Source organism: Pseudoalteromonas sp. Ld19, from assembly GCF_045064135.1.
Classification (GTDB): Bacteria; Pseudomonadota; Gammaproteobacteria; order Enterobacterales; family Alteromonadaceae; genus Pseudoalteromonas; species Pseudoalteromonas aliena.
Genome location: NZ_JBISHA010000016.1, coordinates 93,325 through 106,849 on the forward strand (window position 1 = coordinate 93,325; position 13,525 = coordinate 106,849).

Genomic DNA, 13,525 nt, shown 5'->3' on the forward strand with positions numbered 1-13,525 from the left:
TGCTGCAAATAGCGCGATTGCAGCCAAGTGTAGCAGCTCAGTTTATTGCTCTTGCTTACAATGACACTAAATAACGCCACTTTGCTTTACTCAAATGACAATTCTGAAACGTTTATAGATTTTCAAGCGTCATACAAATTTACCGATCCCCTAACAATGCTTTTGCAAGTTAATAACCTGACAGACAAACCGACCCAAAACTACTTTGGCACAAGCAACGAACGGGTACGACTGAGTACTTTGGTCGTCAGTTTTATTTTTGGTTTTACTTACAGTCATTAATTTAGCAAGTTGGAGCGTTTAAAAATGAAAATAATTAAAATATATAGCTACTTGCTAGCTGCGTTATACCTATTGGTTTTAACGGGCTGTGGTGGTAGCAAGGATGCAAAATCTGAGCAAGTGTTACTCACTTGTAATGCACCTCAAGTCCCAAATGAAGCTGGTACACAATGTGTCGAACCTGAACCAATAAAGTGTGCTGCCCCGACAGTTCCTGATGAAAAAAATGAAAGCTGCATTTTAGGTGCTGATCCTGCGTTACCAGAGCCCGTAGTTTTTCCTGGCGATAATGAGGCAATTTTGTTTTATAACCGCGTAACAGACGCTAACTATGAAGGTTACCGATTACATTCGTGGAATGACGATGTATGCGATGCTTTTGCACCACCTTTTGATACGAGCGATTGGGCAGATGGTCATGTTCATGATGGGATAGATCCGAATTATGGTGCATATTGGATTATAAAACTCAAAGCTGGTTACAGCGAGTGTGCTAATTTTATTATTCATATAGGTACAGAGAGCACCGGTAAGGCATTTGGTGATGTTGATTTAACAATGCCATTAATGCAAGACGACGAAAAGTTTCAACGTATGAACTTTACTTTGCATGGTGAGCCGTCTGTTTTTGAGTTTCCTATTCTAAATTTAGGTGAGCGTCCGGTCGCTATTACAGGGGCTTCTGCACATTGGATAGATTTAAATACGGTACTGTACAAACCGAGTAATGAACTGAGTCAAATCATTAAATTATATAGCTCTGCAAGCGCGGATTTAAAGGTTGATGAAGAGACTGGATTAAATGGTCAAAGCATTGAGTTGATACAAACTAATTTAACCGATGAGCAAGCATTAAAAGTACCGCACTTGAGTAATTGGACCGCGTATCAAGGTAACTGGGATACAGAGGCCGCTAAGCAATTAATTAAACAACAATTGCTAGTGGCGGGTTTTGATGCTGATGGCAAGCTTCTTGAAGCAAGTTACGTTCAAACAGCAAAGGCATTAGATGCGCTTTATACGCAAAATGAAAATGATGCTAACGAGGCGCAACTAGGCGTTAATTACAATAACAATGCAATTGATGTATCAGTGTGGGCACCTACTGCCAATAATATGATGCTTAATGTGTTTGATGCCGATAAAGCACAAGTGCATAGCAGTGCAATGTTATTTGATGGTAACACCGGCATTTGGTCTATCAGCTTAGATAGCAAATACGATCGCCATTACTACCGTTTTGCGTTTGATGTATATCACCCAACCACCAAAGCGATTGAAAGTTTATGGAGTACAGACCCCTATTCACTCAATGTATCAAGCAATGGTTTGTATTCGCAGCTAATTAATCTAAATGACGATGACACCAAACCACAGGGCTGGGATAAACGCAGTGTACCGACCATTACCAATCCAGAAGATGCGATTATTTATGAAGGGCATGTACGTGACTTTAGTGTGCGCGATACCAGTGTTAGTGCACCAAATCGCGGTAAATACCTTGCATTTACAGAGCATGAAAGCGTGCCAATGCAGCATCTTAAACAATTGGCTGATAGAGGTTTAACTCACTTTCATTTGTTACCAGTGACAGACATTGGCACCATTGAAGAAAATGCCGCAGAGCGAGTAGAAATAACCGATACGTTAGGTAAGTTATGTGAGCGTATTAACGATGAAGCCGATGCTTGTAAAACAGAAGACAAGAACAGCACCATTGTAAAATTGCTGCAAAGTTACTTACCAAATTCTGACGATGCCCAAGCACTTACCAGTGCTATGCGTGATCTAGATGGTTTTAACTGGGGTTACGATCCGCATCACTTTATTGCCCCTGAAGGGTCTTATGCCTCAACGGCTGAGGGTATTGCTCGCGTAGTTGAGACGCGCGCTATGGTGCAGTCGCTACAAGAAATTGGCTTAAGAGTCGTGCTAGATGTTGTTTATAACCATACAACAGCATCAGGTATTTGGAATAAATCGGTATTTGATAAATTAGTACCCGGTTATTACCACAGATACAGCGAAACGAGCGGCGATATTGAGCAATCAACATGTTGTGAAAACACCGCCACTGAGCATGTCATGATGGATAAGTTTGTCACTGATTCATTAGTGATTTTAGCCCGTGATTTTGGGTATGATAGTTTTCGTTTTGATGTGATGGGGCATATGCCTAAATCGTCAATTTTAGCAGCCCGTGAAGCGGTTCAAGCAATCGATGCAGATAACTATTTTTATGGCGAAGGGTGGGACTTTGGTGAAGTAGCTAATAACCGTTTATTTATACAAGCAAAACAAGCTGATATGGCGGGTTCAGAGGTGGGTACTTTTAACGACCGTATCCGCGAAGCTATTCGGGGGGGAGCACTGTTTAGCAATAACCCAACCGATGGTAATTTAGCTGAGCAAGATACATTGCGGTTATCGCTTGCTGGCAATTTACAAAACTATATTCTAAAAGACTTTAAAGGCAATTCAGCGAAGGGCAACAGCTTTACGTGGAATACTCAGCCAACAGCGTATGCACTTGATCCTGCCGATAGCATTAACTACGTTTCTAAACATGACAACGAAACCTTGTGGGATCAACTGCAATACAAGCATATTGCAAACATGAGTATTGAACAGCGTGTACGCGCCCATAATATAGCGCTCGCAGTGCCACTTGTGAGCCAAGGTATCCCATTTATGCAACTGGGCGCTGATTTACTGCGTTCAAAATCAATGGATCGTGATAGCTACAATGCCGGAGATTGGTTTAATGCAGTTGATTTAACTAAGCAAAATAATAATTGGAATATTGGTTTACCTAACGCTGAAAAAAATCAAGAAAAATGGTCTGAAATAATGCCTATTTCGGGTAATCCTCAAGCTGCTGCACAACCGCAAAATATTGCTTATGCTGGTGGGGTTTTTCAAGAGTTTTTAGCTATTCGCAGTGCTAGCCCACTATTTAGATTAACCACAGAGCAAGATGTAATAGCACGTGTTGGTTTTCATAATGTGGGCAAAAACCAGCAATATGGCTTAATTGTTATGAGTATTGATGATGGAGAAGGATTAACCGATATTGATGCAAACAACGATGCGCTTGTTGTGGTTATAAATTCCACTGGGCAATTGCTTACTCATAGCATACCAACGGCGAGTGGCTTTGAGCTACACACTGTACTTAAAAATAGTGTTGACCCAGCAATGGCTGCGGCCTCTTTTACCCAAGGCAATGGCAGCGGCAGTTTTAACCTACCAGCATACACTATGGCTGTATTTGTAAAACCGCAAGGTAGCACGCAAGGCGTAGGTTTAAGTGCAAATGCAACCGTTGGCGAACCTGATGTGCTCCCTTTTGGTAGCACAAGTGTGTATGTTCGCGGTAGCTTAAATGACTGGGGCACAGCAAATCGCTTTGAATATGTTGGGGATGACGAATATCGACTTACAGCCACGTTAGCCGCAGGTAGTTATGAGTTTAAAATTGCCTCTGAAGATTGGGCTACGGTTGATTTTGGCGCGCTTTCAGATGCTGATAAAGAGGTTGTGGAAAAACAAAGCGAGCCTTTAAAACGTTCAGGCGCAAACATGACCTTTACAGCTGCCATTGATGCGACGTATGTATTTTCATTTAATGCCAATGATAAAGAAAATCCAACCTTAAAAATTTATAATGAAGAGCCATTTGCTAGCACGCCGGTATTCGTTCGTGGCAGCTTAAACGATTGGGGCACCAGTGATGAACTAATATATCAAGGGAAAGGTATTTACACGTTTACTAAAATGCTCAGCGCAGCCAGTTATGAATTTAAAATAGCCTCTGAGGATTGGAGTCGCGTTGATTATGGCTCTGCTGATACAGATATAAGCACTACCTTAGGCAAAGCGAAACGACTAGCAATAGGCGGCGCTAATTTGATGATAGATATTGCAAATGATGGTGAATACCAGTTTATAGTGGATACGAGCGATTTAAGCGCTGTTACATTAAGCATTTTAAATGTAGAAATGTTTGCAGATACGCAAGTATTTATCCGTGGCAGTTTAAATGGATGGGGAACAGATAACCCACTTAATTACCAAGGCAATGCAACTTACACAACGTCGTTAACCCTCGAAGCGGGTAATTATGAGTTTAAAGTGGCTTCTGAGGATTGGAGTACCGTTGATTACGGCGGTATTGGTGAATCCCCAATTGTAAATATAGGTGAACAGACTTTACTGGAAGCGGTGGGTGCGAATATAACGTTGAGAATTACTGAGCAGGGAAATTATACATTTAATGTTATTGGCCCTGATAAAAAAAACATCAAGGTATTAATCAATAAAAAATAACGCTATAAGCCGGTCAACTATATTGATCGGCTTATTATGTTTTAAATTAACCAGAGTTCAGGTTAAATTAGAACTGATAGCTAACCGACATCATGGCAGTTGAAATGTTCGCCGTATCTATAATTGGTGAGTTTTCAATATCAGAGTCTAATCGTGTGTAGCTGACCATAGCGCTTATATTCCATCTTTTATCCAGCTGATAACTTAGCAACATACCAGCGTTATAATTAACGGTAGAACCGAGTTTGTAAGGGGCATACGTGTTTGATTCGTCTTTTTTAATGCCGTAATAGTAGTTTGATACCTTGCTACTATTGAGTTCAACACCAAATGAGGGTATTAACATAATTTGTTTTGATAGCTTAAATGGGTAGCTATAATTGGTATCAAACATGGCACCATCGCCGTGACCTAATACATCGTGTGATGCACTGGCACTAAAATGACCATACTTTGTGGCGTAGCTTACTTTAGTTCCTGCATAAAGAGATATCTCACGATCGTTAAGGGCCTTAATTGCAGTGATATCAGAGTCGGATGAATCAAAATTTTGCCCCGGTTCAAGTATAGCTGACCAAGTAAAGCCTTCATCTTCAACTAGCTTGTAATCCAGAGCAAAGCCTCTAAACGTTAGTTTTTCACCTTCATAGTTGATCATGGGTAAAAGCAGTATTTTGTTATCAGTCCCTGCATAAGGCGATCCTGTTGAAATAACGGCAGCACCAATCGACCACGGAGATTCATCCTGAGCTTGAGCCGTTATACTTGATAAAGCGAATGCGCCAAGCAACAGTTGCACACTATTTTTCATATAAGTATTCATGATTACCTTCACTATTTATGTAATACCAATTGTATTAATAAAATTGGTAATAAGTTTATAAAATTTACGTTATTGATTGAACGCGTTGAGTGTAGCGACTAAAGCTAAACAGAGTTGTAAGTTAGTGTGTTAAATTTTAAGTATGTGTAAGCAGTTGAACTAAAGTGTTGGATTGTACAAATTTTGACTGTAATTGCATTCAACTTTGCAATGAAGTACTTTGAGCTAATCGTTATTAAAAATCATAAAATTATGCAAGAAACTATTTTAGAAAGCGCATCGTTCGATTCTAAGGTAAAGCAGTACTGGATGGTTACAGCAGTGCTATTTAGTTGCCTAGTACTGGTTACTATTCCGTTGATACCATTAATTTTACTTATTGTATGGCTGGTGGCAGGGCGAATTTTAGCGGCTATGTCGGCTGAGTTACTGCCACAAAAGCTAGTAGTTAAACGTGGGGTATTATTTAAAGAGGAAAAGTCGATACCGCTTGAGAAAACCACTGATGTTGGATTAAGCCAAGGCCCGCTTATGCGCTTTTTTGGGTTATATCGGTTAAGTTTTGAAACAGCAGGGCAATCAGGGCACGGTGCTTTAGTCTCTTTATTGGGGGTTGTAAATGCGGGTGAATTTAGAGAAGCCATATTGACTCAAAAAGATAACCTAAACGAACAATATCCTGTTGCAGATGAGCTTGCAGATGAGCTTGCAGAAGATCACCTTAACCAAGCGCTATTAGCGCGCTTAGTTGAGGTGGTTGAACGTATTGATACACGTTTAGCAGCGCTTGAGAAATAGCGTTAACTAAGAAACTCTCTGGCTAGAGAAGAAATAAACATCATAATGATTCAACGTGTTAGTAAGCTCTTTAGCCAGAGTACAGATTATACGGTTAGTAGCTGAGGTTGGCCTGCTAGCATAATGAACCCTTTTTTACGCTCTTCAAGCATTTGGTAATCAGCCGCTTTAATAGTGCTTACATAGTTCCACTGAGCGTTTGCCTGCTCTTTAGTAAATGTTACGGTGAGGTAACCACGATTAACTAAGTTGTTGTAAGCGAGATCGTTCACTAACAGTGCAATAACTTGCTCAATTTGTGCAACTGTTTGCGCATCTTGAGTTGTCAGCGCTAAGTACTCTTCTAGGCCAGGTGAAGATACTGACGCTGTTGCAAATTCAACACCTGCGTTTTTTGATGCCGCAATAGGGTTATTTGTATCTGTTTTTAGCTGTCCAGCCCAAGCATTATGGGTATCGCCCGCTAAGACAACGAGATTTTTTTGTGCAGCAACCGCTGTACCTAGTAGCACTTCTCGCTCATAAGCATAACCATCCCAAGCGTCTAAATTGTATGGCACAGTTGTTTCTACACGAGCAAGCTCAGCTGGAGTAACGGTTGGATCACCTTTAAGTACTCGGATTTTGATTTGCGCTAACTCAGCAAAGAGTATATTTGCTTGAGCAAGCATTGCACGTGGATCACCACCGCTGGCTTGTGTAGTTTGTAAGCTTGATAAAAGCAGCATAACCTCAATAGGTAAATGCATTTTAGTCATAAGCACTTGTTGGCCAAGTACTTGCCAGCGATTATCTGAAGTTTTAATGCCATCGGTTAGCCAAGTTAGCTGCTCACTACCAAGTAAAGCACGATCGTCTGCACCAAGCGCATTAACGAACTCACCTTGTCCTGTTGCAGTGCTTAACTCAAAGTCAGCATAATCGAGTGGTTTATCGCGGGCTAGCATGCGCGTATCTAACATGTATAGAGAAACTAAATTACCAAACTCAAAACGTCTATAAATACGCTCTTTGTCGGCTACATTACGAATAGGCATCCATTCGAAATAAGCTTGCAGTGCTTGTAATTTACGTTCGCTAAAGTCGCCTTCATCACTGTTATGATTTTGAGCTCCGTCGCGCCAAGTATCATTTGCAACTTCGTGATCGTCCCATACTGTGATAAACGCGCAGTGACTATGCGCAGCTTGCAAATTGCCGTCAAGTCGATAATTTGCATAGCGTTTACGATAATCGCTAAGGGTGATTATTTCACCTTGGTTATCTTCTGGAAGCAGTCGGCCAAGTTTTGCAGCATCTTCAGTGGCATATCCATCGTTACCATATTCATAAATGTAATCACCTAAATGTATTACTGCATCCAAATCAGGTTGTTTCGCTATTTCGCCATACACATGAAAGTAACCAGCAGGATAATTAGCACACGAAACAACAGCTAGTTTTACTTTATCTATATCACCTATAGGTAAGGTTTTACCTTGCCCGACTGGTGACGTTTTACCATGTGCATTAAAGCGATAATAGTATGCAGTGTTAGGACGCAACCCTTGCAAATCTACTTTAAGTGTAAAATCTGTGGCATTACTGATTTGCGCTTCACCATCGTGGCTAATGGTAGTGAATTGCGGATCAAGCGCTACTTGCCATTGAACTTTTAGGCTATCAGTTGTTGTATCTTTTGGTGTTACTCTAGTCCAAATGATTAAACTATCATTGAGTGGATCTCCACTCGCTACACCATGATCGAAGCTCACCGGAATATGAACATCGCCATTGTCATCAAATGCGCAGCCAGTAAGGCCAAAAGATAAAACAGCAGCGCCAAAACCCGCTGCTGACGCCTTTAAAAAAGTTCTTCGTGTAAACGACATTAGTTGTACCTGTTTAATCTAAAACTAATGAGTCTACCTTATTTTTGTTACGTTTGTGTAACATTATAGGGTGTTAAGTATCTTTTTTATTTCACATGTAATAACAGTGACATCTTTGTAACCAATGCGGGTAAGTGCTTCTGCAGCTAATGTTGCTCGTGCAGCGCTAGCGCAATGTAAGTAAATTGGACGTGTCGCGTCTTTTTCTATTTCCATTAATTTCATTTCAAGCAATCCACGTGGGATGTTTATTGCTCCAACAGCCGCTTTTATTGCATGCTCAGCGGGCTCTCGTACATCAATAAGTAAACCTTTATTTTGTTCAAGCTCTTGCTTTGCTTGCTCTGCGTCAATACGGCGTTGGTTAGGTGTGATAGTTTTTAGTAAATCAGGGATTGAAGTAAGCATGAATTTTATTCCTTAACATTAAGTTTGCGTAGTAGTGCGATAGCTGGACACCAGTCGCTAAAAGCGGACTGCACTAAATTCAGTGCAATAAAAATAGTTAACCATATCCAACGAGGATCAACAAAGGTTTGTAGTAATACAGATACAATAATCATGATGCCTGCAATTAAACGCAGTAAATTATTTAGCTTCATTTTAGTTTCTATTTTTAATATTTTATTTACTATATTCGATCTTTCTATATTAGTAAATTCTAATATTAGACATTTATAATGTATCTATTTATACTTCACTTACTTTTTATAATAAGAGCGCGCTATGAATATAGATTTTACCGCAATGGCAGGCAACGTAGCCGAAGCTGAACAGCTATTAAAGATTTTGGCTAATAAAAATCGTTTAATGATTTTATGTTCACTCCAAGATACAGAAATGAGTGTTTCGCAACTAAACGAAGCAGTTCCGTTGGCACAATCTGCACTTTCTCAGCATTTAGCTGCACTGCGAAAAGCGAATGTTGTGGCTACACGTCGCGAAAGCCAAACTATTTACTACCGTGTGATTGACGATAATGCCGTGCAATTACTGAGCACGCTATACAGTTTATTCTGTAAAGGTTAATGTTTATGAGTACGATTGATAACGCAGTAAAAAGTAGCCTTAATGGCCGCATTCCTATCATTATTTTTGTGTTATCTATCTTGCTTGGTCTATTTTCGCTAAAACAAACTCCGCGAGAAGAAGAACCGCAAATTGTAGTGCCTATGCTCGATATCTACGTATCGACTCCAAATATAGAGGCTCCAGAAGTTGCTCGGCTGGTCACGCAACCACTTGAAAAGTTATTAGCCCAATTACGTGGCGTAAAACATATTTACTCAACCACACAAACTGATGGTGTAGTGGTGACACTGCGCTTTGAAGTGGGCCACAATCGTGAACAAGCCATACTTGATACTTATGCAAAGCTTTACAGTTACGAGCACACGATGGCGTCGGTTATTAGTCATTGGCAAGTACGGCCAATTGAGGTAAACGATGTTCCTATTGTTATGTTGGGGCTGTACAGTAAAGATCCAAAGCTTTATAGCGATTACGAATTAACTCGTTTTGCGAATGAGATTGCCAATAATCTACAGCGCATCGAACACACCAGTGAAGTAAAGGTCATTGCAGGGCGGGAGCGCGTTTTAACTATTAACCTAAATGCCAGTGCATTGGCCGCTCATCAAACAACATTGAGCGATGTATATTATGCTCTGAGTGTATCTAATCAGCTTGTTCGAGTTGGAAGTATTGTTAATTCACAGCAGCAAATAATACTTCAAGCGGGTGATGTACTTAGAAATAAATCAGCTATTGAGCAACTCATAGTTAATGTTGTGAACGCAAAGAGCGTATACATTACTGATGTGGCAACAGTAATAGATGGACCCGCAGAGCCTCATAGCTATCAATGGTTAGCGCAATCAAATTCACAGCAAAGCTTGCCAATGGTGACATTAAGCATTGCCAAACAAGGTGGCGCTAATGCCGTCACACTTGCTAATGATGTTCACACTGTAATGAGTGCACTTAAAAATTCATTATTGCCCAAGGAGATTGATTACACCGTACTACGAGATTACGGACAAACGGCTGACGAAAAAGTAAATAATTTAACTTCTAGCTTAGTGTTTGCTGTATTTACGGTGGTGATATTTGTTGGTGTATTTTTAGGTTGGCGAGCTGCAATTGTGGTTGGGTTGGCAGTGCCAATTTGCTACGGGATAACACTTACACTAGATTTTGCATTTGGCTACAGCATTAATCGCGTTACGTTATTTGCACTGATACTCTCGCTTGGCTTACTGGTGGATGACCCTATTACCGGTATTGACAATGTTAGCCGCTTTTTAAACAAAAAAGGAGATAAAAAGCAGCAAGTTGTAAGTGCAATGAGTGAGATCCGTACTGCATTAATAATGTCGACTTTGACAATTATGGTTGCGTTTATTCCGCTAGCATTTATTACCGGCATGATGGGGCCATACATGGCGCCTATGGCATTTAATGTGCCCGTAAGCGTTATGGTTTCTACCTTAGTTGCTTTTTTTGTAACGCCATGGCTTGCTATGAAGTTGTTAAAACCGAGTTACAACGCGCCTCAAGCAACAAATAAAATAGGTATGTATGAGCGCATACTTACCCCATTATTACTCTCTAAAGCACGTGCAAAATGGATACTTTGGATAACTCTAATTTTATTTGTGTTTAGTGCTATGTTACCCGTTTTACGATTAGTACCTCTGAAGCTCTTGCCATTTGATAATAAAAACGAGATACAAATACTAATAGATATGCCAGAAGGCACAAATTTAGAACAAACCGCAGCATTAACTCGCAAAGTACAGGCACTTACATGGCAACTTAATGAAGTAAGCGAAGTTGCAGCTTATGTTGGTCAGCCTTCCAGTATGGATTTTAATGCCATGGTACGAGGTTATTACCGCCGAGAGGCCAGTAACTTAGCTGAGCTAAGAGTGTTGCTGCTTGATAAAGGTGAGCGTGAACAGCAATCTCATGGGGTAGTAATGCGTTTGCGTGAACAGCTCGCACCTCTTTCTACACAAGGTATAAACATAAAAGTAGTTGAAGTGCCGCCAGGGCCGCCCGTTTTAAGTACGTTAGTCGCTGAGGTTTATAGCGATCCCTTTGTGGATGATCAAACTCATTACTTAGCAGCTCAACACGTGGCTCAGCGTTTAAAACAAGAGCCGCATGTTGTCGAAGTTGATACATCATTAGCCGAATCGTCGCCCCTTCAGCGTTTTATTACTGATAAGGGTAAGGCGGCCTTATCGGCAATATCCACACAAGACATAACTCAAGCTTTGCAAATTGCAGCTCAAGGTATGGACGTTGGTACGATGTATTTAGAGGGGGAAACACAGCCTGTGGCAATTCATTTACAGCTTCCCTTTGATGAACGCAATCAGTTGTCTCAATTACTCGCACTGCAAATAAGAGGTGATAGAGAGCTTGCCAAAAGCAGTAGCGAATTTGGTTTAATAAGCTCACCGCGTCCATTAGTCGCGCTTTCAGAGGTAGGTGAGTTTGTTGATTTAAACGTCGCTAAGCCTATAACCCGAAAAGATCAGCGTAATGTGATTTATGTAACGGCTGAGCTAAATGGTCGTACGCCCGCTGCGGTTATTGCCGATATAAATAGTGATTTAAAGGTAAATAATAACGACTTTGTTCAAACAAGTTGGCTGAATAGACATTTTTTTAATAACGGCGGCACCGCCGCTTGGCAATTACCGCAAGATACACATGTGACGTTTAGCGGAGAGGGCGAGTGGCGTATTACTATTGACGTATTTAGAGATATGGGGATTGCCTTTGCTTTTGCATTGAGTGCTATTTTTATAATTTTACGAATACAAACCCAATCGGTAAGTTTGTCGCTCATTATTATGTCGGCTATTCCTTTAACAGTAATAGGTATAATGCCTGGGTTTTGGCTATTAAACCAGTTTGGTGAGCGCACTATTGCAGGGGCGCCAGAGCCGGTGCTATTTACCGCTACCGCAATGATAGGAATGATTGCATTAGCGGGTATAGTAGTGCGTAACTCGCTTATTTTAGTTGAGTTTATAAATCAAGCTCGCGCACAGGGGATGGTAATCAAGGATGCATTAATTGCCGCTGGTACACATCGTATGCGGCCAGTTTTATTAACGGCAGGCACTACCCTATTAGGTAATTTGGTGATTACACTCGACCCTGTTTTTAGTGGGTTAGCAATAGCGATTATTTTTGGCATTGTGGCTTCTACATTATTTTCGCTTTTTGTAGTACCGCTTGTTTATTATTTAGTGTTTGCACACACAGAGGAAAATGCACATGCAAGGTAAATCAAAACTTTTAGGCACATTAGCTGCTTTACTAGTGGTAATTATTGCTGTGTTATATATGGCGGGTAGCTTTTCACAAAAGCAAAGTACAGGTTTAAAGCAAAATAATATAGCGGATTACAGTGGTAGTGTACTCACTATTTCATTGCAACCAATAGCAAAAGTAGAAAAAGTACCTGGAAGCGTTATCGCCAAACAAAACACACAAATATCATCACGTATCATGGCGCAAATAGAGACGTTAAAGGTACGTGCGGGCGATAAAGTAATAAAAGGAGATGTGCTTATCACTTTGCAAAAAGACGATATAACAGCTCAAGTAGCGCAAAGTACTGCACAAATAAATGCAATTAAGGCATCACTCAATCAAGCCAATAAACAGCTAATACGTATAAAAGAGCTAAGTAATAAGCATTTAGTGTCAGTAAGTGAGTTGGACGATGCACAAGCTAAGTTTGATAATTTAACGGCAAGTTTTGCGGTGGCTGAGCAGCAGCAAGCTCAAGCAAAAATAGCCCTTAGTTTTACCTCTATTACTGCGCCCATTTCAGGTGTCGTTGTTGAGCGTTTAGTGGAACCAGGTGACACCGTAATACCTGGTAATACTTTATTGGCACTTTATAACCCAAAGCAGTTACAAGTAGAGTTTAATATACGGGAGCGCCAAGCAATAAAACTAAAAATTGGTGAGCGTTTAAAGGTTATATTCCCTTCATTAAATACACAAAGCGATGCAACGGTGAGTGAAATAGTACCTGTAGCAGATAAAGCCGCACGTAGTTTATTAATTAAACTCGACTTTGATTCGCAACTAGGCTTGATGCCAGGCTTATATGCGCAGCTCATATTGCCTCTAAATAAAGCGCAAGGTGTATTAGTACCAATAAGTGCGGTACATAACGTTGGTGAACTTAATATGGTATATATTATTGAGGATGGACAAATACAAAGGCGATTTGTTCGTTTAGGCGAGGTTGTGAATGCACAGCAGCATGTTGTTGCAGGGTTAAACCCTGGCGACATAATTGCTATTGATTATAACGTTAGCCAGACTAAATAATCTGAACTCTGGATAATAAATCTATCTCGAGCAGCTATTTTCAGCGCTAGCTACG

Annotated in this window: 9 protein-coding genes and 1 pseudogene; 6 read left to right on the forward strand and 4 right to left on the reverse strand. The window is 40.5% G+C overall.

All coding sequences use genetic code 11. The features are described from left to right. Window positions 1-93: 93 nt before the first annotated feature. Window positions 94-282: pseudogene (locus ACJJVZ_RS04810) on the forward strand (hypothetical protein); the annotation flags it as partial. Window positions 283-306: 24 nt separating this feature from the next. Next, window positions 307-4,611, forward strand: coding sequence for an alpha-1,6-glucosidase domain-containing protein (locus ACJJVZ_RS04815; RefSeq protein ID WP_405598605.1), 4,305 nt, complete (start codon window positions 307-309; stop codon window positions 4,609-4,611). A gap of 67 nt (window positions 4,612-4,678) precedes the next feature. Here the strand turns inward: ACJJVZ_RS04815 and ACJJVZ_RS04820 are convergent, their stop codons facing one another. Then, a complete protein-coding gene (locus ACJJVZ_RS04820) occupies window positions 4,679-5,434 on the reverse strand; it encodes a MipA/OmpV family protein (RefSeq protein WP_405598607.1) in 756 nt (251 codons plus the stop codon). Window positions 5,435-5,686: 252 nt separating this feature from the next. Between ACJJVZ_RS04820 and ACJJVZ_RS04825 the strand changes: the two genes are divergently transcribed. Then, window positions 5,687-6,232, forward strand: a complete 546-nt coding sequence (locus ACJJVZ_RS04825) for a PH domain-containing protein (RefSeq protein ID WP_405599089.1) — start codon at window positions 5,687-5,689, stop codon at window positions 6,230-6,232. An 86-nt stretch (window positions 6,233-6,318) separates the two neighbouring features. Here ACJJVZ_RS04825 and ACJJVZ_RS04830 read toward each other — a convergent pair whose 3' ends face one another. From ACJJVZ_RS04830 to ACJJVZ_RS04840, 3 genes are all read right to left on the reverse strand, one after another. After that, entirely contained in the window at window positions 6,319-8,103 is a 1,785-nt protein-coding gene (locus tag ACJJVZ_RS04830) for an alkaline phosphatase (protein ID WP_193156498.1), read from the reverse strand. 63 nt (window positions 8,104-8,166) lie between these two features. After that, window positions 8,167-8,511, reverse strand: coding sequence for a rhodanese-like domain-containing protein (locus tag ACJJVZ_RS04835; protein ID WP_077536325.1), 345 nt, complete (start codon window positions 8,509-8,511; stop codon window positions 8,167-8,169). A gap of 5 nt (window positions 8,512-8,516) precedes the next feature. Next, window positions 8,517-8,705, reverse strand: a complete 189-nt coding sequence (locus ACJJVZ_RS04840) for a DUF2892 domain-containing protein (protein ID WP_193156499.1) — start codon at window positions 8,703-8,705, stop codon at window positions 8,517-8,519. A gap of 124 nt (window positions 8,706-8,829) precedes the next feature. On the opposite strand from ACJJVZ_RS04840, the gene ACJJVZ_RS04845 reads away from it, so the two are divergent. From ACJJVZ_RS04845 to ACJJVZ_RS04855, 3 genes are read left to right on the forward strand one after another with little or no spacing between them, the layout of a single operon-like run. Then, window positions 8,830-9,132, forward strand: a complete 303-nt coding sequence (locus ACJJVZ_RS04845; protein ID WP_077536321.1) for a metalloregulator ArsR/SmtB family transcription factor — start codon at window positions 8,830-8,832, stop codon at window positions 9,130-9,132. 5 nt (window positions 9,133-9,137) lie between these two features. After that, window positions 9,138-12,410, forward strand: coding sequence for an efflux RND transporter permease subunit (locus ACJJVZ_RS04850; RefSeq protein ID WP_405598611.1), 3,273 nt, complete (start codon window positions 9,138-9,140; stop codon window positions 12,408-12,410). Then, a complete protein-coding gene (locus tag ACJJVZ_RS04855; RefSeq protein WP_405598613.1) occupies window positions 12,400-13,470 on the forward strand; it encodes an efflux RND transporter periplasmic adaptor subunit in 1,071 nt (356 codons plus the stop codon). The genes ACJJVZ_RS04850 and ACJJVZ_RS04855 overlap by 11 nt, the downstream gene beginning before the upstream one ends. The last annotated feature ends 55 nt before the right edge of the window (window positions 13,471-13,525 follow it).

What these genes read in the sequence shown, in the direction of transcription:
- ACJJVZ_RS04815 (WP_405598605.1), top strand. Translation starts at nt 307, where the DNA reads ATGAAAATAATTAAAATATATAGCTACTTGCTAGCTGCGTTATACCTA.
- ACJJVZ_RS04820 (WP_405598607.1), bottom strand. Translation starts at nt 5,434, where the DNA reads ATGAATACTTATATGAAAAATAGTGTGCAACTGTTGCTTGGCGCATTC.
- ACJJVZ_RS04825 (WP_405599089.1), top strand. Translation starts at nt 5,687, where the DNA reads ATGCAAGAAACTATTTTAGAAAGCGCATCGTTCGATTCTAAGGTAAAG.
- ACJJVZ_RS04830 (WP_193156498.1), bottom strand. Translation starts at nt 8,103, where the DNA reads ATGTCGTTTACACGAAGAACTTTTTTAAAGGCGTCAGCAGCGGGTTTT.
- ACJJVZ_RS04835 (WP_077536325.1), bottom strand. Translation starts at nt 8,511, where the DNA reads ATGCTTACTTCAATCCCTGATTTACTAAAAACTATCACACCTAACCAA.
- ACJJVZ_RS04840 (WP_193156499.1), bottom strand. Translation starts at nt 8,705, where the DNA reads ATGAAGCTAAATAATTTACTGCGTTTAATTGCAGGCATCATGATTATT.
- ACJJVZ_RS04845 (WP_077536321.1), top strand. Translation starts at nt 8,830, where the DNA reads ATGAATATAGATTTTACCGCAATGGCAGGCAACGTAGCCGAAGCTGAA.
- ACJJVZ_RS04850 (WP_405598611.1), top strand. Translation starts at nt 9,138, where the DNA reads ATGAGTACGATTGATAACGCAGTAAAAAGTAGCCTTAATGGCCGCATT.
- ACJJVZ_RS04855 (WP_405598613.1), top strand. Translation starts at nt 12,400, where the DNA reads ATGCAAGGTAAATCAAAACTTTTAGGCACATTAGCTGCTTTACTAGTG.